The following is a 20644-nucleotide window of genomic DNA, read 5'->3' on the forward strand; positions in this document are numbered from 1 at the left end:
AGCTAGCGAGGCAACGAGACACCGTACTGGCGACCGTGGACGAGACCGGTCCCGGCATTCCGGAAGCTGAGCGCTCCAGGGTAATCAGCCGCTTCTACCGCTCCGAACCGGCCCGCCAGACCGTCGGGAACGGCCTGGTGGCGGCAATCGCTAAACTGCATAGCGCCAAGGTCCAGTTGGGAGATGCGCCTTCAGCGCGAGCGCGGTTCGAACTCACCTTCCGCGATCAGAGATGGCGCCCTAAATTCCGTCCAAGAATATTCGCCTCGGACCGCTGCAGCGACGTATCCGCCTTGATTTGACAAGCGGCATTTCACTCGAAGCGTCTTCTGTCGAGCTTCATCGAATGACCGGGAGGGACTGGGTTGGGTCGCTACCGGAAGGGCTGTTCGAGGTCGCCACCTACCGATCCGATGTACGACCGGTTGGGTGGATTTCTTCCGCTCTGCTTCCAGGGTGCAAAGCTACGAATTTGGCGGCGCGCGCTGTACGTCACACCCTATGTCAGGTGCCCGGCGCGATCACCGCATCAGGCCATTGCGCGAGGTCTGCGCCGCGCGGCGACCCTCTGCGACGCCGTTTTCCGAAGTTGTGCCTCGATCGCTGCGTTGGCACGGCTGCGCAGCAGTTTCGTTGCCTCGACCTCGTCGAACGTGTCGGGGAAGCGCCGGCCCAGCCAGAGATAGGCGGCGGCGAGCTTGACGGTGCGCTCGAGGCCGTCGAGTTCGCCGTCGACGCTGGCCCGCAGCGCAGGGACCGAAGCGCCTGCCGCGCGGGCCTGGACCCAGCGGTCGAGCACGGCTTTCGAGATCGCGTCGCGGCGGTCGATCGGGGCGACCGCGAAGGCGAAGGCCTCGCGGATCGGCAGTCGCGCCTTGTCGACCGCCCGCGCGGCCTCCAGCGCTTCCTCCATCTCGGAGGGCTGGAACGCCGAACCATCGTAGAAGGTGGCGCGCGAGAAGTGGGCCAGCACCTCGGCGAGGGACGCTGTGCCGAGTTCCAGGGCCGCCGCCTCGATCGCGATCAGATCCGGCCTGACGTAGAACCGGGTGTCGGCAGCAGGTGCCGTCGGGGCGCCGGCGAGCGCGTCGCGGATCGGCCCGAGGCTCGCATCGTCGGTCGCCGTGACGTGGCCCTCGTCCTGATGGCCGAAACGCCCGGCCCGACCAGCGATCTGGCGGATCTCCGGGTTGGTGAGCGCGCGTGTCGCCGTGCCGTCCCACTTCATAATTGCGGAGAATATCACGCGCTTGAGCGGCCCGAGGTTGAGGCCCATGCCGATCGCGTCGGTGGTGACCAACACCTCGGCCTCGCCGTCGCGGAACCGCTGCGCCTCGGCGCGGCGCACTTCCGGGGACAAAGCGCCATAGATCGTCGCGACGCTCCGCCCGGCCGCCACCAGGGTCTCGCGGTTCTCGTGTACGGCCCGGCGCGAGAAGGCGACGACGGCGTCTCCCGGCTGCACGGATTCGAGGGGGACGGGCGCATCCAGCGCCACCAGTGGCGTCTTGCGCGCGAAGGTCACGACGTCGAGGGATTCGCCGGCCGCCTCCGCCGCGCGGCGGACATGCGACAGGGCGTCGTCCGAGCCGCAGACGATGACGGTGTTCGCCGGGATTCCGAACAGCGCGTTGGTCCAGGCCCAGCCGCGGTCCGGGTCGGACAGCATCTGGATCTCGTCGATCACCGCGACATCGACCGGGTGGCGCAGATCCGCTGTCTCGATGGTGCGGGCGGTGTGGCTGGGGTCGGGCTCGCCCAAGATCTCCTCCCCGGTGACCATGCCGGCGCGAAGCCCGCGCTCCAGCAGCGCTTCGTAGTTCTCCAGGGCGAGCAGGCGCAGCGGCGCGAGGTAGGTGCCGGTCTGCGCCCTCGCCAGCGCCTCGAGCGCCGCGTAGGTCTTGCCGGAATTGGTCGGGCCCATGTGGAAGACGATCCGCCGGTTCAACCGGCGGGCGGGCACGAACTTGTCGATGTAGCCGCCGAACCCGACCCGGTCGCGCAGGCGCCGCCGGCCGGATTCCTCGCGCGCCACCACCTTCGCCCGGGTGCGGACGGTCTTGAGCGTGTCGCCGATGGCGTGCGCGAGGTTGGGCGACGGCGTGAAGACGCGGGCCCGCAACGTTCGGTCGAGAGGGGCGATGTATGTCGGCGCATCCGCGCCGATCTCGTGAAGATCGTCGCGGATCAGCTCGCGCAGCCGGGCGACCGCCCGGCGCAACGTGCCTTCGCGTTCCGCAGCCGTCTCGGCAAGAGCCGCGCGCAGGTCGTCCAGCCGTCGGGCCGGGTCGTTGCCTAACGCCATCTCCTCCAGGATCTCCGCGGCCGTCTCGCCGGGGGGAACGTCGAGCCGGAGATCGAGTCGGCCGTCGTCGAGGAGCGGGATGCTCACCCGAAGCCGCCAGACGCGGTCGTCGTCGCGCCCCGGTTCAGACCGCAGCGCCGGGATCGTCGAACGCAGGGCGGCGACGCCCGTTTCGGCGAAGGCACGCCGGGCCCCGCCGTCCCGGAGCGCGGCGGCGACCGTTTCGTCTTCGACGAAGCCGTTCAGCTCGGGCAGGTCCATGCGAAGGCGCAACGCCTCGCGGTCCACCGCAGCGGCTCCGATCCCAAGCCGATGCAGGGCATCTGCCAGAATGTCGGTTGTGAGGTGGTTGCGCTTGCGGGCCATGCTCCACCCTTTCGGGCGCGCGGCTGCAGATCAAGCACGCGGGGGCGGCGCGTCTCGACGCACGGCCATGTCGTGGGCCCCGGATTGGACATCGCAATCAGCCGTTCCATCGATCACGCGCAGCGATCGATGCAATACGGCAGACCGCTCCGATCCCGACTGGCTTGAGCTCCTTCCGTGATCGAGCAGGGCTGAGATGAAGTTCCGCATCTCGATGCGACGGCATCCGTAGTCGATGACCTGCTCGTCGAGGTCAGCTTCCAGGCGAGATAGCGCCAGCCAGGCTCGCAATGAAGCGCCTCGATTGGATCGGCCTGATCCTCGAACCTCGGGCATCGTCCGAGTGAGACCAATGCCAACGAGGTCGGCCGCCTGCCGACGAAGCGCGTCAGTGACCTCGTCGAGGCCAATCTCGGGATCGACCGATGTTCTACTCGATCACACGAACCCGCAGGCTCGACATCGGGGCTCCCGTTCGGGTGAGGACACGGGAGTGAACGCGCCGGCGCTGCTAAGGCTCAATCGACGACCGGGAGACTGCCGGGGCGACGCCGTCACGCGCCACGAATCCCGCAGATCGGTTTCGGGTCCGGGGAGCGTGAACGCCTATGTCGCGGTGCGGATGTTCGGCGGCCCGAGATGCTGGAGAAAATCCGGTTTGCCGAGGCTCACGCCAGCGCTGCGGAGTATCCCGTAGGCTGTGGTGACGTGGAAGAAGAAATTCGGAAGCGCGAAACCAGTGAGATAGGCCTGCCCGGTGAAGCGGTATCCCATGCCGTTCGGGAACTTCAGCTCCACCTCGCGCTCCGCGCCCGAGGCCAGCGCGGCCGGATCGATGCCCTCGGCGAAGGCGATCGTCCTGGCACAGCGCTCCTTGAGTTCGGCGAAGGTGGCCTCGACGTCGGGCATCGAGGGCGCTTCGATTCCGGCGAGCCGTGCCACCGCGTTCTTCGCGCTGTCGGACGCCATTTGATACTGGGCCGGCAGGGGCCTCATGTCGGGAGCCAGCCGCCCGATGAGCAAGTCGGCTTCCGGCTTTTCCGATGCTGCCTTGTCGAGCCACGCGCTCATGCTGCGAAGCGCGTTGACGAAGACCGGGACGCTGACGTCGTGGATGCTGATGCTCATCCAGGCTGGCTAAGGCACCTGCCAACGAAGACGCGGTGAGAAGGCGCACACCGCGCAAAGATGTATCGAGCGAAATTGCCGGACGGCCGACGAACGGCCGCTTTGGAGAAGTGACGAAGGTGGTCCGGGCGGTTGGCAAGGGCCGAAGCCGGAACGACCGCACTTGGGCAAGAGCCAACTTCCGCTGACCTTCCCCCTTGATTGCCCCCGTTCATAACCAGAGTCCGATCTGGCTCTGGTCCTGTCGGGACCGGGTCCTGGGCTATCGAACGATCGTGGCGGCCATCGGCGTAGAGGTGATCGGTTCCGACGGCAGGCATGGCGGAGCGAAAGCCGGTTTCGCCGAGGAAGTGCTGCGCGGCGGCTTTTGACGGCGCCGTGATCGTCAAAAATCGACGGCGATGCCCTTTACCTCCCAGTCGGCGTAGCGGACGGGTTCGAGGCCGCCTCGGCCGCTGGTTTCACGTGTGGCCGCGATCTCGGCGGCGCGGGCATCGATGGCAGCCCGGCGCTCGGCCGCCTCGGCCAATGCACGTTGGGCCGCGGGTGTCAGGACGCGGCTCGGCTGGCCTTCGGGCGGGGGCCGCTCGGGCGGCGTCGCGGTGGTGGGCGTATCGTCGTGCATGACGGCTCTTGTCATCGCTCTCTTGCGTCGCGTCGCTGCGGATGGGACTGCGTCCGAAGGAACATCGCAGTACGCGCTTCTCTCAGAAAGTGGCATTCATGACGGCACGCCGCAACGCGGCCCCCCCCAGCGACGTGCCGGAAGGCCCGGTTGCGGGCCTCGCGGCGCGGCGCGCGGCGCACGAGGCCGTGGCGGGGCTTCTCGGCAAGGGGCGGGCCTTCGCGCTGGAGGATGCGCTGGCGCAGACCGGCGGCGGCCTCGAACCGGGTGAGGCCGCGCTCGCGCGGGCCATCGCCACCGCGACGTTTCGGCGCTTCGGCCTGCTGCGCGCGGTCCTCGCCGAGCGCTTGAGCCAGGGCCTGCCGGAGGACGATCCGCGGCTGCTCGCGCTCCTCGCCACCGGCGCGGCCCAGATCCTCGACCTCGCCGTGGCGGACCATGCCGCCGTCGACCTGTCCGTGCGGCTCGCCAAGGCCGACCTGGAGCTCCGCTACCGCGCCGGTCTCGTGAACGCCATCCTGCGGCGGGTGACGCGGGAGCGCGATGCCATCCTGGCGAATGCCGGCGATGCCCTCGACGTGAACACGCCGGACTGGCTCGCGGCCCGCTGGCGTGCCGCGTATGGCGAGGACGCCGCCCATCGGATCGCCGCCGCGCATCTCGACGGCGCTGCCGTCGATCTGACGATCCGCGAGGACGCTGCGGCCTGGGCGACGACGCTCGGCGGTGTGGCACTCGGCCTCGGCAGCGTCCGGCTCGCCGAAGTCGACACGCCGGTGGCGTCGCTCCCCGGCTACGCCGAGGGGGCTTGGTGGGTCCAGGATGCGGCCGCCGCCCTCCCCGCGCGTCTGCTGCAGGCCGCGCCGGGCGAGCGAATCGCCGATCTCTGCGCCGCACCCGGCGGAAAGACCGCGCAGCTCGCGGTAACCGGGGCCGCGGTGCTCGCCGTCGATCGCTCAGGCGTTCGCCTCGACCGACTGCGAAAAAATCTCGAACGCCTCGGGCTGGGCGCCGAGATTTGCGTTGCCGATGCGACCACGCTCGACGTGGACGCACCGTTCGACGGAATCTTGCTCGACGCGCCCTGCTCAGCCACCGGGACGATCCGCCGCCATCCCGACGTCGCCTGGACCAAGACCGAGACCGACATCGCTCGCCTCGCCGGCCTGCAGCGCCGCCTCCTCGACAAGGCGGCGACGCTCGTCAGGCCTGGCGGCCGGCTGGTCTACTGCTCCTGCTCGCTGGAGCCGGAGGAGGGCGAGCAACAGATCGCCGGCTTCCTGGAGCGTCACCCAGAGTTCGAGCGGGTGCCCGTTACCGCGGACGAAGTCGCCGGGCAGGTCGAGATGATCGACGTCCAGGGCGACCTGCGCACCCTGCCCTGCCATCTTCCGCTCTCGTCCAGCGGCGAGACCGGGGCACGCCGGGGCGGTCTGGACGGCTTCTTCGCGAGCCGCCTGCGCCGGACGGCGTGATCGCCGGCGTCGCAGGGGCCTCACGCCGGGCGACACAGCGTTAGCGGATGGTTAAGAGGCGACCGGTAATCTGACCGATGGGCCTCGGGTCCAGTCGCCGCCGTCCCTTCGGGATTGCCCGGACCACACCAACGAGAGGGTACGGCGTGGCGCGCGGCCATGAGCGCTGGGTGTTGTATCGGCTCGCCATGCGCGAGGCGGTGCGCTCGGTGCGTAGCGCGTTCGCACGCGTCACCGCACCGCCGGACCTGCTGGCGCGGGCACGGGTGACGGCGCTGGTGATCGCGCCGCACGACCTTCGCACCAGCGACGCCACCTTCGCCGACGACATCTATTCCGGGCTGTTCGTCTTCGCCGGGCGCTCACTCTCCGTCAGCGGCCGTTCGCCCTTCGACTACGATCCGCCCTCGCCCGAATGGGCCGAGGTGCTCTACGGTTTCGGTTGGCTGCGGCACCTGCGCGCCGCCGACACCGCCCTGGCGCGCGCCAACGCGCGCGCCTTCGTCTCCGACTTCCTGGCCAACCGCGGCGATCCGGCTCTGGCGCGTCCGGTGCCGATCGCGGCGCGGCGGCTGATCGCGTTCCTGTGCCAGTCTCCGCTGGTGCTGGAGGGCGCGGATCACGCCTTCTACCAGGCCTTCCTCAAGGCAATCGGGCGCGGCGCCCGGGATCTGGAGCGTGCCTTGCGCCGTGGCACGGAGCGGCCCTCGCGGCTGCTCGCGGCAGTGGCGCTCTGCTATGCCGGGCTCTGCTGCGACGGGCTGCAACCGATCCTGCGGCGGGCGACGCGCGTTTTGTCCCGCGAGCTCGATCGTCAGATCCTGCCCGATGGCGGCCATCGCAGCCGCAACGCGCGCTTCGTGGTGGAACTGCTGCTCGATCTGCTGCCGCTCCGCCAGAGCTTCCTCAGCCGCAGCCTCGATCCGCCGGAGGCGCTCCTGCGGGCCATCGATCGGATGCTGCCGATGCTGCGCCTGATGCGCCAGGGCGATGCTTCGCTCAGCCACTTCAACGGCATGGGCACCACGGAGGCCGACCATCTCACCACGCTGCTGATCTACGACGGCGCCATGATCGAGGCGCAGCGGCATGCGCCGTTCTCGGGCTACGAGCGGCTCGAAGGCGGCCGGCTGATGCTCGTCGCCGATGTCGGCGGGCCGCCCCGGCACTCGTATTCGCGGCTCGCCTGCGCGGGATGCCTCTCGTTCGAGATGTCGAGCGGCCTGCAGCGCCTCGTCGTCAATTGCGGCGCACCGGCAAGCGGAAGCGAGCAGCGGCGCGTCTCGCGCAGCACCGCCGCGCACTCGACCGCCTGCGTCGCCGACACTTCCTCCTGCCGCTTCCTGACCGGCGAGGACGGCTGGTGGGGCCGGCGGGTCATCGGCCGCTGGCTGCTGAAGCGCTGGGGGCCGATCGTGCTGCGCGGACCCGGTCCGGTGACGATCGAGCGACACAACGCGCCCGATCGGGCCATTCTTGCTGGACGCCACGACGGTTATCAGCACCCCTTCGGCGTGATCCACGAGCGCCGCTGGGATCTTTCCCTCGACGGCAGCCGCGTCGACGGCGAGGACGCCTTCCGGCGCGAGGGCCGCGCGAAGGGCCGCCCCCGCGAGGTCGCGATCCGCTTCCACCTGCACCCAACGGTCAGTGCGCGGGGGGAGACGGATGGCCGGATCGTGCTGACGACACCGCTCGGCGGTGTCTGGCACTTCGCATCCGAGGGCGCCGAGGTCGCGATCGAGGACAGCGTGTTCTTCGCGGGCGTGGCCGGCGCCCGCCGGACCTCCCAGATCGTTCTGCACCTCACCGTGACCGAGGGCGCGAGGGTGCGCTGGCAGTTCACACAAACCGATGCCGCAGCGGGCCGGCCGGCAGCCTGACGGCATCGGCCATTGTCGTCGTCCGGCTGGCTTGGCCGGCGCGTTCCGTGCTACCGGCGCGCATTCCTGACATGCCGACGACCGGACGACACGCCTGATGCCGCGCGACGCCACCCCCGTTACCCGCGCCCTGCTTTCGGTTTCCGACAAGACCGGCCTGGTCGAGTTCGCCCGCGCCCTGTCCGAGCGCAGAATCGCCCTCGTCTCCACCGGCGGAACGCACAAGGCGCTGACCGAGGCCGGGCTGCCGGTCACGGAAGTCTCCGAGCTGACGCGCTTTCCCGAGATGATGGACGGGCGGGTCAAGACGCTGCATCCGGCGGTGCATGGCGGCCTGCTCGCGATCCGCGACAATCCCGAGCATCAGGCGGCCCTCGCCGCACACGGCCTGCAGGCGATCGACCTGCTGGTGGTCAACCTCTATCCGTTCGAGGCGACCCTGGCGCAGGGAAGCACCTATGACGAGCACGTCGAGAACATCGATGTCGGCGGCCCGGCGATGATCCGCGCGGCGGCCAAGAACCACGCCGACGTCACGGTCGTGGTCGACGTCGCGGACTATGCCGTCATCCTGTCCGAGCTCGAAACCCACGATGGCGGCGTCGGCGCCGCGACGCGCCGCCGGCTCGCGCAGAAGGCGTTTTCCCGCACCGCGACCTACGACGCAGCCATCGCCAACTGGTTCGCCGGCGAGATCGCCAGCGAAGACGCGCCGGCCTTCCGGGCCTTCGGCGGCACGCTCGGCCAGAGCCTGCGCTACGGCGAGAACCCGCACCAGTCGGCCGCCTTCTACCGCTCGCCTGGTCTCGCGCGGCCCGGCATTGCGACCGCGCGGCAGATCCAGGGCAAGGCACTGTCCTACAACAACCTCAACGATACCGACGCGGCCTATGAATGCGTCGCCGAATTCGACGCGGCGCGCTCGGCGGCGGTGGCGATCATCAAGCACGCCAACCCCTGCGGCGTCGCCGAGGCGTCGAGCCTGCTCGAGGCCTACGAGCGCGCTCTCGCCTGCGACCCGACCTCGGCCTTCGGCGGCATCGTCGCCTTGAACCGCACCCTCGACGCCGAAGCCGCCAAAAGCATCGTCCAGATCTTCACGGAGGTCATCATCGCGCCGGATGCGTCCGAGGAGGCCATGGCGATCGTCGGCGCCAAGAAGAACCTGCGGCTGCTGCTCGCCGCCACCCTCCCCGATCCGCGGGCAACGGGCGAGACCGTGCGCACGCTGGCCGGCGGGCTGCTCGTCCAGGGCCGCGACGGCGCGGTCGTCGACGACATGCCGCTGCAGGTGGTGACGCAGCGGCAGCCGACCGAGGCCGAGTTTTCGGACATGCGCTTCGCCTATCGCGTCGCCAAGCACGTCAAGTCGAACGCGATCGTCTATGCACGGGACCGTGCCACGGTCGGCATCGGGGCGGGGCAAATGTCGCGGGTCGATTCCTCACGGATCGCCGCGTGGAAGGCGGCCGAAGGCGCCAGGCGCATCGGTGAGGCCGACAGTCTCGCCAAGGGCTCGGTCGTCGCCTCAGACGCCTTCTTCCCGTTCGCCGACGGCCTTATCGCCGCGGCCGAGGCCGGGGCGACGGCAGTGATCCAGCCCGGCGGCTCGATGCGCGACGACGAGGTGATCCGCGCCGCCGACGAGGCCGGGCTGGCGATGGTCTTCACAGGTATCCGGCATTTTCGGCACTAAAGCCGACTGCTGACGTACTGTTCCCGCGCGCATCGTCCGAGGATCGTACGAACGCCGATGTCGAGTTCGGACGCGAACTCCATCGACTGAGCCAGCCGCCGGCCCTCCTCGGCGATGGCGCGGCCGACTGGGTCGTTGTTGCGGAAATACGCGACCAGATCGAACAGGTCGCTGAGGTCACTCTTGACGGGAACGTAGTTCTCCCAGGGTCTCAGCCGCTCATAGTACCACTGCCGGTGGCCTGCCGGCGGATCGACCTTGAAGACGAGGCCGCCCGAGTGAAGCTTGAACATCAGGCCCGGCCACGAGTTCGTGTGGCCGTCGATATCGATGTGATAACGATAGCGATCGAAGTCCTGCCAGGGCACGAAGCCGCTCAGGAGCGACCGACTTTGGCGTTCTCCGGTCTCGTCCGCGCCATGATCGACGAGGCCGGTCAGGCCGACGTCGTAAAGACCCGATGGATCAGATTGGCATAGCCGGCACAGGCTGATCCGCGGCAGTTCGTGCCGCTCCCCGGACGGCCGCCCGGTCGACGTGCCTCTCCAGAACACCACGTCGCACTTGTCGTCCCAGGCGATGGCCCGGGCGGCGTAGAGTTCCCGCTGTTCGTGGTAGCCCTTCGTGCCGATGAACACGCAATCGGGGATGAGCGAGAAACTCGGCCGGTTGTCACAGAACGTGAGACCTTCCGCGACGCCCTCGTCGTTAAGGTTGAACACCGTCTCGACCGGCCGGTCGCCGCAGATGGAGACGAGCCGCTCGATCAAGGGCAGGATCCCCCACCAGCGCTCCACGATCATAATCGAAAGCCCGTCGTCGCTCATCACGGTCGAGAACCGGAACGTGACGCGGCCGTCTCGTACGGCGAGGATGAAACAGGTCGGGTGCAGCGTGAACGCCGGGTCGAATACGATACGGGCGTCGAGGCCGTATTCCTGGCGGACGATAGCTTCCGGGATGCCCGATTCCCGCGCAGCGAAAGCCGGTTTGAGCTCGCGGTAGATCGCAGCCTGCCGTTCGGCCTCGCTCTGCGCCGACGGTATCGGGCTGCGGATCGACCGCCTCGCGAAAGGTTTGAGCAGCGGACGGATTCGATCGAAACTGAGCATTCGGCCTTCTCAACACGCGGTCGACGCGGGAAAGCCGGACCGGAACCGTTCCACGGGTCGGCAGCACGATGCCACCGACCCGCGTCAGTCTTCAGCGGCGCGGAGCCGGCGTCTCAAGTTCGGAGAAGATGTCCCGATCCTTCGTCTCCGGTACGAAGATGATGCCGATGACGAAGGTCATCACCGCGACGGCGATCGGGTACCAGAGGCCGTAATAGATGTCGCCGGTCGCGGCCACCATCGCAAAGGCGGTGGCCGGGAGCAGGCCGCCGAACCAGCCGTTGCCGATGTGATAGGGCAGCGACATCGCGGTATAGCGGATCCGGGTCGGGAACAGCTCCACCAGTGCGGCGGCGATCGGGCCGTAGACCATCGTCACGAATAGGACGAGCACGAACAGCAGGCCGATGATCTTGGCCACCTGCGGCCGGAAGATATCGAACGGGTTCGACATCTTGACGATCTCGGCATCGCCCGGCTTCGGATAACCCGCGCCCTGGAGTGCCGCCGCGGCGGCCTTGGCGAAGTCGGCCGGCGGCGTGCCGGCTGCGTAAACCACCTCGGTGTCGTTGACCTTGATCTTGGTCGGCTGACCGGCCGGTCCGGCCTCGGTGTTGTATTTCACCGATGACTTGGCGAGGTAGTCGCGGGCAAGGTCGCAGGGTGCCGTAAACTTGCGGGTGCCGACCGGATTGAACAGGCTTCCGCATTCCGCCGGGTCGGCGATCACGCTGACCTTCACGGTCTCGACAGCCTTCTCCAGGCTCGGGTTGGCGAGCAGGGTGATCTGCTGGAACACCGTGAAGTAGGAGACTGCCGCGATCAGGCATCCGGCGAGGATGATCGGCTTGCGGCCGATCTTGTCGGAGAGCCAGCCGAAGAACACGAAGAATCCGGTGCCGAGCAGTAGCGACCAGGCGATCAGCAGGTTCGAGGTGTAGCCGTCGACCTTGAGGATCGATTGCAGGAAGAACAGCGCGTAGAACTGGCCGGTATACCAGACCACACCCTGGCCCGCGGTGAGGCCGAACAGGGCGATCAGTGCGAACTTGGCGTTCTTCCACTGGCCGAAGGCCTCCGTCAGCGGAGCCTTCGAGGTGGTGCCCTCCTCCTTCATCTTCTTGAAGGCCGGCGACTCGTTGAGCTTGGTCCGGATCCAGACGGAGACGGCGAGCAGCAGGACGGAGACGAGGAACGGAATGCGCCAGCCCCAGGCCTTGAAGGCGTCCTCGCCGGTGTAGGTGCGGGTGGCGAGGATCACGACCAGCGACAGGAACAGGCCCATCGTCGCCGTGGTCTGGATCCAGCTCGTATAGAAACCGCGACGGCCCTGGGGGGCGTGCTCGGCGACGTAGGTCGCGGCGCCGCCGTATTCGCCGCCGAGGGCCAGTCCCTGGAGCAGGCGAAGCGTGATCAGGATGATCGGGGCGGCGATGCCGATGGTCTCGGCATTGGGCAGGATACCGACCACGAAGGTCGACAGGCCCATGATCAAGATGGTGATCAGGAAGGTGTATTTGCGCCCGACGAGATCGCCGATACGGCCGAAGACCAGGGCGCCGAACGGGCGCACCAGGAATCCGGCAGCAAATGCGAGTAGTGCGAAGATATTGCGCGTGGATTCCGGGTAGGCCGAGAAGAATTGCGCGCCGATGATCGCAGCGAGCGATCCATAGAGGTAGAAGTCGTACCACTCGAACACCGTGCCGAGGGACGAGGCCAGGATGACCTTCTTCTCGGCTGATGTCATCGGTCGTGTGGCATCCGCCACCTGCGACCCTGCGGTTGCCACGGCCATCTCGCCTTCCTCCATCCTGCGGCCCGTTTCATGCGGGCCCGCTCTTGTTCTGATTATCGACGCCGGCCCCCTCCCGAGAGCATGACCGACGTACACGGTAATGTTACCGCCGCGTCGATCGCAGCCCAAGGACGAATGCGTCCGGCGACACGTGCGGAACCGCTTTGACACAGCTTTGCCATTGAAAAAGGCGCGGCTCACGCCGCGCCTTTTCGTATGGGGCCGATCGACCGTCTTCGGTCAGTGGGCGTGAGCCCCGCTTGCCCCGATTCCCGTCTCCGAGCGCACGAACTGGGCGTCGAAGGCGGCCCGTTCGCGTTGGGCTCGGCGCGTGTTGTCGAGCTTCGAGACCACGACGATCGTCAGGAAGGCCAGCGGCATCGAGAACAGGGCCGGATTGGCATAGGGGAACAGCGCCGCGGGATGGCCGAAGGTCTTCACCCAGACAGCGTCCGACAGCACCACCATCACAACCGCAGCGATCAGACCGACGAGACCGCCGAGCAACGCGCCCCAGGTCGTGGTGTCGCGCCACAGGATCGACATGGCCAGAACGGGGAAGTTGCAGCTCGCCGCCACCGAGAAGGCGAGCCCTACCATGAAGGCGACGTTCTGGTTCTCGAAGATGTAGCCGAGGATGATCGCCACGATACCGATGCCCACCGCCGAGACCTTCGACAGACGGATTTCGGCAGCCTCCGTCGTGCGCCCGCGGGCGATGACCATGGCGTAGAGATCGTGGCTCACCGCCGAGGCGCCGGCGAGGGTCAGTCCCGCCACCACCGCAAGGATGGTCGCGAAGGCCACCGCCGAGATGAAGCCGAGAAAGTACGGGCCGCCGACTGCGTTGGCGAGGTTGACGGCAACCATGTTGGTGCCGCCGATCATGTCCTTGATCTTGTCGTAGGTGGTGCCGTCCGCGCCGAGCTTGAAGTAGCTCGGGTCCGACATCAGCAGGGCGATGCCGCCGAAGCCGATGATGAAGGTCAGGATGTAGAAATATCCGATCAGGCCGGTGGCGTAGAACACCGACTTGCGGGCGGCCTGCGCGTCCGAGACGGTGAAGAACCGCATCAGGATGTGCGGCAGACCGGCGGTGCCGAACATGAGACCGACGCCGAGCGAGATCGAGTCGATCGGGTTGGTGACGAGTGCTCCCGGCGCCATGATCGCATCGCCCTTAGGGTGGGTCTGCACCGAGGCGGCGAACAGCTTTTCCGGGCTGAAGCCGTACTGATAGAGCACGGCGCCGGCCATGAAGGTCGCGCCGCCCAGCAGCAGACAGGCCTTGATGACCTGAACCCAAGTCGTCGCCTTCATGCCGCCGAAGGCGACGTAGATGATCATCAGCGCGCCGACGATCACCACGGCGTAGAGGTAGGGCAGGCCGAACAGGAGTTGGATCAGCTTCCCCGCGCCCACCATCTGCGCGATCAGATAAAATGCCACGACGACCAACGTACCCGTCGCCGAGATGATGCGGATCGAGGTCTGATCGAGCCGGAACGACGCCACGTCGGCGAAGGTGAACTTGCCGAGGTTACGCAGACGCTCTGCGATCAGGAACAGTACGATCGGCCAGCCGACGAGAAAGCCGGTCGAGTAGATCAGCCCATCGAAGCCGGACGTGTAGACGAGGCCGGAGATGCCGAGAAACGACGCCGCCGACATGTAGTCCCCGGCGATGGCGAGCGAGTTCGTGCCCGCCGAGATGCCGCCGCCGGCTGCGTAGAAGTCGGAGGCCGACTTCGTGCCCATGGCGGCCTTGTAGGTGATACCCAGCGTGAACAGCACGAAGAACAGGAACATGCCGATGGCAGGCCAGTTCGTGGCCTGCTGAGTAACCGGACCGAGATCGGGTCCGGCCGCCATCGCCACCGTGGCGGCAATCGCGAGAATGCCGACTGCGCCGAGGGCTCCGAGGATGTGATTGCGGCTCATCGGGCGAGGCTCCGGGCGAGTTCGGCGGCCAGCGAGTCGAAGCGCGTGTTGGCGCGCACGACGTAGATACCGGTGAGAATGAAGGCGAACAGGATCACCCCGACGCCGAGGAACAGGCCGAGCGACGCCGTACCGGCGATTTTCGTGGCGAGGAGCGGCTTGTCGAAGGCGATCAGCCCGATGAAGCCGAAATAGACGATCAGCATGAGGATCGTCAGGACCCATCCGAAGCGCGTACGCTCGCGGACCAGGGTCTGGAAGGTCGGGTTGCTGGCGACCCGCTGAAGGGCGGGATCGGGCAGATCGATGGCGTCGAGGTCGGGTTTTCCATGGGGCTGGAGAGGCCTCGTAGCCCCCAGCGTCTGTGTGGTTGTCATGATTTTCCTCCCGATGGACCTGACCGCTCTGCGGCGGGCCGGCCTTCGGCGATGCTGTGCCGTGACGGATCGCTTGTGGCGTTCGACGCCGTCACGGTGACGAAGTCGGGCGGCCCGCACCGGGCACCCGTCGAAACCGTCCGGCTGCCGTTATTTCGGCTTGTTCTGCCGGTTCTCGATGAGGTCGTCGACGACGGCCGGTTCGGCGAGCGTCGAGGTGTCGCCGAGCGAGCCGAAATCGTCCTCGGCGATCTTGCGCAGGATGCGGCGCATGATCTTGCCCGAGCGGGTCTTGGGCAGACCCGGCGCGAACTGGATCAGGTCCGGTGAAGCGATCGGGCCGATATCCTTGCGGACCCAGGCCACCAGCTCCTTGCGGAGCGCATCGTCGCCCTCCTCGCCCTCGTTGAGCGTGACGTAGGCGTAGATGCCCTGGCCCTTGACGTTGTGCGGGTAGCCGACGACCGCGGCTTCCGACACCTTCTTGTGCGCCACGAGCGAGGATTCGACCTCGGCCGTGCCCATGCGGTGGCCGGAGACATTGATGACGTCGTCGACGCGGCCGGTGATCCAGTAATAGCCGTCCTCGTCCCGGCGGGCGCCGTCACCGGTGAAGTAGAGGTTTTTGTAGGTCGAGAAGTAGGTCTGCTCGAAACGCTCGTGGTCGCCGTAGACCGTGCGCATCTGGCCCGGCCAGCTGTCCTTGATGCAGAGGTTACCCTCGCACTTGCCGTCGAGCTCCTTGCCCTCGGCATCGACCATGACGGGCTGGACGCCGAAGAACGGCCGCGTCGCCGAGCCGGGCTTGAGCTTGGTCGCGCCTGGCAGTGGCGTGATCAGGATGCCGCCGGTCTCGGTCTGCCACCAAGTGTCCACGATCGAGCAGCGCTCGTCGCCCACGACCTTGTAGTACCACTCCCAGGCTTCCGGGTTGATCGGCTCGCCGACCGAGCCAAGCACGCGCAGGGACTTGCGCGAGGTCTTCTTCACCGGCGCCTCGCCGCCGCCCATGAGAGAGCGGATCGCCGTCGGCGCCGTGTAGAAGATGTTGACCTTGTGCTTGTCGACCACCTCCCAGAAGCGGCCGTTCGTCGGGTAGGTCGGGATACCCTCGAACATCAGCGTCGTCGCACCGTTCGCGAGCGGGCCGTAGACGATGTAGCTGTGCCCGGTGACCCAGCCGACATCGGCCGTGCACCAGTACACGTCGCCCTCGTGGTAATCGAAGACGTATTCGTGCGTCATCGAGGCGTAGACGAGATAGCCGCCGGTGGTGTGAACCACGCCCTTGGGCTGGCCGGTCGAGCCCGAGGTGTAGAGGATGAAGAGCGGGTGCTCGGCCTCGACGGGCACGGCCGGGCAGTCGTCGGTGACCTCCTTGGCGGCCTCGTCGTAATAGACGTCGCGGCCAGCCTCCATGGCGACGTTGCCGCCGGTGCGGCGCACGACGACGACGTGGTCGACGGAAGCGTCGTCCAGGCGGTTGATCGCCTCGTCGACATTGGCCTTGAGTGGCACCTTCCGGCCGCCGCGAAGACCCTCGTCTGCCGTGATCACGAGCTTGGCCTCGCAGCCTTTGATGCGGCTCGCCAGCGAATCCGGCGAGAAACCGCCGAACACGATGGCGTGGATCGCGCCGAGCCGGGCGCAGGCGAGCATCGCGTAGGCGGCTTCCGGGATCATCGGCAGATAGAGGATGACCCGCGATCCCTTCTCGACGCCACGGTTCTTCAGGACGTTGGCCCAGCGGCAGACTTCGCCGTGAAGTTGCTTGTAGGTGATGTGCTTGTCGTCGTTCGGATCGTCGCCTTCCCAGATGATCGCGACCTGATCACCGCGCGTCTCGAGGTGGCGGTCGATGCAATTGTGGGAAACGTTGGTCTTGCCGTCCTCGAACCATTTGATCGAGACGTTGTCGGGCGCGAAGCTGGTCTCCTTGACCTTCGTGAACGGCGTCATCCAATCGATGCGCTTGCCGTGCTCACCCCAGAAGGCCTCGGGGTCCGACACGGACGCCGCGTACATCTCCTGATACTTCGCATCGTCCACGAGCCCGCGCTCGCGCCATGCGTCCTGCACGTCGACGACCCGTTCAGTCATGCCGTTTCTTCCCTGTGAGGTGCCCGATCGTATCGCGACGGTCCGCGCAGCCGGGGCTTCCAACTCCATATGTAGTTGCATCGACGAAACGGCGCGGCAAGCGCCAAAAACGTAGAATTTAGTATGACTTTGGCGGACTCTGGCGAAACGCTCACTTTGCCGTCTCAGGCGTCGGGACGGCTCCCGGTCGCCGGGATATCGTGAAGCGAAGTCAGGCGCTCAGCGCCTGCGGGGGCGGGAAAAGCATCTCGACCAGGGTGCCCTCGTTCTTGCGGCTCGTGATCAGGAAACGGCCGCGATTGGCCTCCACGAGCGCCTTCGTTAGCGTCAATCCAAGCCCGGTGCCGTTCCGTCCGCCAACGACCTCGCTCCGGCTGAAGGGAGCGAGCGCGCGTTCGATCTCCTCCGGCGTCATGCCGATGCCGGTGTCGCGTACCCGGAAGGCGATCTCGCCGCGCTCGGCGGTCGTCGTCGAGACGATGACCTGGCCGCCGGCCTCGGTGAGCCGGATCGCGTTGGCGATGACGTTCAGTGTCGCCTGACGCATGGAGCGCTCGTCTGCAACGAGAGGCCTCAGATCCGGCGACAGGCTGGTGCGCACCACGATGCGGTCGCGCGCGGCCTGCGGCTGCATCATCGCGATACAGCCCGACACGACGTCGTTCAGCGCGATGTCGGTGAAGGTGAGTTCGCCGCGGCCAGCCTCGATCCGGGCGATATCGACGAGGTCGTCGACCACACCGAGCACGTGCTCGCCCGAATGATGGATATCGCGCAGGCATTCGCGGTAGCGTTCGCTACCGAGCGGCCCGAGCTTCTCGGAAAGAACCTCCTCGGCATGCGCCAGGATACCGGTCAGCGGCGTCCGGATTTCGTGGCGGACCCGGGCCAGAAAATCGGCCCGACGCCCGCTTTCTGGCTCTGCGTGACGCGGTACCGGGGGCGCCGATGCGCCGGCCTCGCTTAGTGTCACGCAGAACTGCGCGCTGTTCGACGCCGAGAGCCGTGCGATGCGCAAATGTAACGGTGCAGCGCGCGCGCGCGGCGTTGCCTCACGCGGCTCGCTAACCCCGTGTTCCCGTGCCTCGCGCAGGCTTTTAGCGATGGCCGGCGCGCTGTTCGACTTGAACAGGTCGGCGAGCGTTCCTCCGACGATCTCGCGGGCGTCGCTTGCCAGTATAGCCTTCGCGCTTTCGTTCAGGGCTAGGACCCGGCCGGTGTCGTCGAGCGTCGCGACGCCCTCGGCGATATGGTCGAGCAGCTCCCGGGCGTCGCGCTCGCGGGTGCCGTCGCGTTCCTGGAGGAGGCTCCGCGCGATCTGCTCGCGGGTCCGATCGGCCTGTGCGGCCGCGCGGACCAGAAGGAGCTCGGCCGGTCCGCCGTCCCAGTCGACCTTGGATCGCTCGACGATCACGGCCAGCAGATCGCCGCCGCCGGTGGTCACCGAGATCGGCGTGTCTCGTTCGACGGCATCGTCCCGGGACGGAAGCCGGCCGAGCAGGTGCGTGAGGGCGTCCGCCGCTTGCAGAGCCCCGCGATCCGGATAGTCGACGAGTTCGAGGAAGCGGCGGTTGACGTAGAGCGTTTCGGCGTCGCGATGGATGAGGACGCCCGCGGGCAGACGGTCCAAGGCGGAGACGATCGCCGCGTCGATCGCCGCGCTTGCGCTCCGTGCCGCACTCACCGGAAAGGCCATCACCGCGCCGCGCCGCTCGGGATCGAGCGTAGACTCGGCGTGCAGTGGCGTGTCGTCGCCGGCGAAGCGGGCTCCGAGCGCTCGCGCGATTTCGCGGAACGCCGCGTGCTCGTTCGTCGAGAGGTCGGGGCCTTTCAGCAGCGCTTCGGCCTCCTCAAAAGCCGGATCGGCGTCTTCCGTCGATTCGTCGGTCGCGATGAAGGTGTCGACGGCTGCGGCCGACTCGTCAGGCTCCGGCGTGATTTCGCGCTCGGGCGCCTGCGGCTCCGATACTTCGCCGACGGCCGCGAGTGTCACGTCTACGTCGTCCCGATCGTCGGCTTGCGTGGGAGGGATCGGATGCGCGAAACCGGCCACGGCTGCTGGCCCCGACTCCGCCACCGGCCGTTCGCCGGCCGGCGATTCCATCGGTTCGATCATTGCCGTCTTTTCACGCGGACGCGTCTCACGGACGACGCCGAACCCGGAAAAGCCCGCAAACGGCTGTGCCGGACGTGCCGAGGGTGCGCCTGAGAGTTCGATCGCGATTTCGCGGTCGGCTCCCGGCCTTCGGATACGAAGCGGCAGCGCACGAAACGTCCGCCGTGCTCCGAGTGCCGCACGCAGGCTCGGACCCATCACCGCGCCGCTCTCGGTCAATGCCTCCCAGGATCGCCCGGCGAGATGGGCGGCGAGGTCGGACCCGATGCCGGTGACCTGGGTAAGGATTCCGGCCTCGTCGCTGCGCCAGGTGAACCGCCCTGACGCAAACTGCGGCGCGTCTGGAACCGCTTGCGATACCGGTTCGCGTACCACACTAGTCCGCGGACCGGTGGCGGGTATGCGAAGGACCGGCACCGGTTCCGTCGGTGCCAGCAATAGGACGGCTTCGTCGGTGCCGCGGTTCGCTCGCGCAAGCAGGCAAGTGGTCGGCCGGGCAATGCCACGCGTGTCGAATCGGAGCTTGACGAGACGTGCACCGCGCTCGGACCGAACAGCCGATCGAAGCTGCTCGGCGAGCCGCCGCCACACGCCAACGCCTCCTTCCGCATCGGTGATCGCTGCCCGCAAGGCGGTCCCATGGTCGGACGCATGGATCACGCGTTCGCCGCGGGCGTCGAAGACCAGAAGGATCCCGTCGCGCGTCGTAAAGATGGGGGCGAGGCTGGGATCGGCCGCCCAGCGCGCGACATCTGCCGCGAGCGTCGCGTCGCCGATGTCGGCCTGCATTGCGCGGTCGGACATCAAGAGCCTAATTGTGCGTCACGAGTTGGGACCGCGTTTCAGTCTGAAACTTCTGAAGGCCCCGTCATAGACACGAAGGCGATCTGACACACGTTAATCAACGCTTAACCCTAACATGCGGCTGGCGGCCGCTGGAGGGGGCTGGCGCCGCATGAATTATATGTTATTGTGCACTGCACAATGATGAAACGTTGGGCAACAGAGAGGGCTACGAGAATGAGCAACACCCAGAATCCGAACTACGAAGTCCCCGCCGAGATGCGCGACTTCGCCGAGAAGAGCGTCGATCAGGCCCGGAAGGCCTTCGACTCGTTCCTTGGCGCCGCGCGCCGGACCGCCGACACCGTTCAGGGCTCGGCCGAACTCGCCCGCACCAACACGACGACCCTGTCGTCGCGCAGCTTCGAGTTCGCGGAGCAGAACGTGAACGCGGCCTTCGACCTCGCGCAGAAGCTCGTGCGGTCCAAGGACGTGCAGGAGGCGATGCAGCATCAGGCCGAGTTCGTCCGTTCGCAGTTCGCCAACATCCAGGCCCAGGCCAAGGAGTTCGGCGGCCTGGCGCAGAGCGCGATCCAGCAGGGCGCCGAGAATGCCAAGACCGCCGTCCAGCAGGGCACGAACGAGGCCCGTCAGGCTTTCGATCAGAGCACGGCCGCTGCCAAGGAAGCCGCTGCCAAGGCGACCGAGAAGAAGCCGGGCGCCTGAGACCTCGCTTCGATACGGAAACGGGCACGCTCTGCGGAGCGCAGCCCTCACGCCCAACGTGACGATCGGCTCTCTCTAACGAGGGGGCCGATTTTTTTGCGGGCTGCCGCGAGTGCCCACACAGGTGATTCGCCTTTTTTCGGCCGATCCCTGCCCCTAGCGAGACGCGCGCCGGTTCGGTTTCCGAGGCGGCGATCCGTCATCGAGAGAGGT

At 67.3% G+C, this 20644-nt stretch carries 14 protein-coding genes; 5 read left to right on the forward strand and 9 right to left on the reverse strand.

Annotated elements, in window-relative coordinates:
• Positions 1 to 302, forward strand: a 302-nt coding sequence (locus MHA02_RS00005; protein WP_308618882.1) for an ATP-binding protein, incomplete at its 5' end; no start/stop codon positions are given.
• 227 nt (positions 303 to 529) lie between these two features.
• Here MHA02_RS00005 and MHA02_RS00010 read toward each other — a convergent pair.
• The 3 genes from MHA02_RS00010 to MHA02_RS00020 form a co-directional block, all read right to left on the reverse strand.
• On the reverse strand, positions 530 to 2671 hold the full coding sequence (locus MHA02_RS00010; protein WP_147075924.1) for a helicase-related protein: 2142 nt from the start codon (positions 2669 to 2671) through the stop codon (positions 530 to 532).
• Positions 2672 to 3277: 606 nt separating this feature from the next.
• Positions 3278 to 3799, reverse strand: a complete 522-nt coding sequence (locus tag MHA02_RS00015) for a DUF1993 domain-containing protein (protein ID WP_147075925.1) — start codon at positions 3797 to 3799, stop codon at positions 3278 to 3280.
• 385 nt (positions 3800 to 4184) lie between these two features.
• A complete protein-coding gene (locus MHA02_RS00020; RefSeq protein WP_373318374.1) occupies positions 4185 to 4439 on the reverse strand; it encodes a DUF1674 domain-containing protein in 255 nt (84 codons plus the stop codon).
• An 83-nt stretch (positions 4440 to 4522) separates the two neighbouring features.
• On the opposite strand from MHA02_RS00020, the gene MHA02_RS00025 reads away from it, so the two are divergent.
• The 3 genes from MHA02_RS00025 to purH all read left to right on the forward strand — a co-directional run bounded on the left by MHA02_RS00025 (position 4523) and on the right by purH (position 9478).
• Positions 4523 to 5899 carry an RsmB/NOP family class I SAM-dependent RNA methyltransferase gene (locus MHA02_RS00025; protein ID WP_147075926.1) on the forward strand — a complete coding sequence of 459 codons (1377 nt, stop codon included), beginning with the start codon at positions 4523 to 4525 and terminating at the stop codon, positions 5897 to 5899.
• Positions 5900 to 6045: 146 nt separating this feature from the next.
• The gene (locus MHA02_RS00030; protein WP_147075927.1) at positions 6046 to 7782 is read left to right on the forward strand and encodes a heparinase II/III family protein; all 1737 of its coding nucleotides are present in this window, start codon (positions 6046 to 6048) and stop codon (positions 7780 to 7782) included.
• Between the two features lie 97 nt (positions 7783 to 7879).
• The gene (purH, locus tag MHA02_RS00035; RefSeq protein WP_147075928.1) at positions 7880 to 9478 is read left to right on the forward strand and encodes a bifunctional phosphoribosylaminoimidazolecarboxamide formyltransferase/IMP cyclohydrolase; all 1599 of its coding nucleotides are present in this window, start codon (positions 7880 to 7882) and stop codon (positions 9476 to 9478) included.
• On the opposite strand, the gene MHA02_RS00040 is transcribed toward purH, so the two are convergent.
• The 6 genes from MHA02_RS00040 to MHA02_RS00065 form a co-directional block, all read right to left on the reverse strand.
• Complete coding sequence (locus MHA02_RS00040) at positions 9475 to 10590, reverse strand: glycosyl transferase family 90 (protein ID WP_147075929.1); 1116 nt, start codon at positions 10588 to 10590, stop codon at positions 9475 to 9477. The two genes, purH and MHA02_RS00040, sit on opposite strands and share 4 nt — an antisense overlap.
• A 91-nt stretch (positions 10591 to 10681) precedes the next feature.
• Complete coding sequence (locus MHA02_RS00045; protein WP_147075930.1) at positions 10682 to 12388, reverse strand: MFS transporter; 1707 nt, start codon at positions 12386 to 12388, stop codon at positions 10682 to 10684.
• Between the two features lie 240 nt (positions 12389 to 12628).
• On the reverse strand, positions 12629 to 14329 hold the full coding sequence (locus MHA02_RS00050; RefSeq protein ID WP_147075931.1) for a cation acetate symporter: 1701 nt from the start codon (positions 14327 to 14329) through the stop codon (positions 12629 to 12631).
• Positions 14326 to 14706 carry a DUF485 domain-containing protein gene (locus MHA02_RS00055; RefSeq protein ID WP_147075932.1) on the reverse strand — a complete coding sequence of 127 codons (381 nt, stop codon included), beginning with the start codon at positions 14704 to 14706 and terminating at the stop codon, positions 14326 to 14328. Before MHA02_RS00055 ends, MHA02_RS00050 begins: the two co-directional genes overlap by 4 nt.
• Positions 14707 to 14856: 150 nt before the next feature.
• Positions 14857 to 16806 carry an acetate--CoA ligase gene (gene acs / locus MHA02_RS00060; RefSeq protein WP_147075933.1) on the reverse strand — a complete coding sequence of 650 codons (1950 nt, stop codon included), beginning with the start codon at positions 16804 to 16806 and terminating at the stop codon, positions 14857 to 14859.
• Positions 16807 to 17017: 211 nt separating this feature from the next.
• Positions 17018 to 19726: a PAS domain-containing sensor histidine kinase gene (locus MHA02_RS00065; RefSeq protein ID WP_147075934.1), complete on the reverse strand. Its 2709-nt coding sequence runs from the start codon at positions 19724 to 19726 to the stop codon at positions 17018 to 17020.
• Positions 19727 to 19942: 216 nt separating this feature from the next.
• On the opposite strand from MHA02_RS00065, the gene MHA02_RS00070 reads away from it, so the two are divergent.
• Positions 19943 to 20431 (forward strand): phasin, encoded by a 489-nt coding sequence (locus MHA02_RS00070; RefSeq protein WP_147075935.1) that lies wholly within the window; start codon positions 19943 to 19945, stop codon positions 20429 to 20431.
• The last annotated feature ends 213 nt before the right edge of the window (positions 20432 to 20644 follow it).

This window comes from Methylobacterium haplocladii (assembly GCF_007992175.1).
Classification (GTDB): domain Bacteria; phylum Pseudomonadota; class Alphaproteobacteria; order Rhizobiales; family Beijerinckiaceae; genus Methylobacterium; species Methylobacterium haplocladii.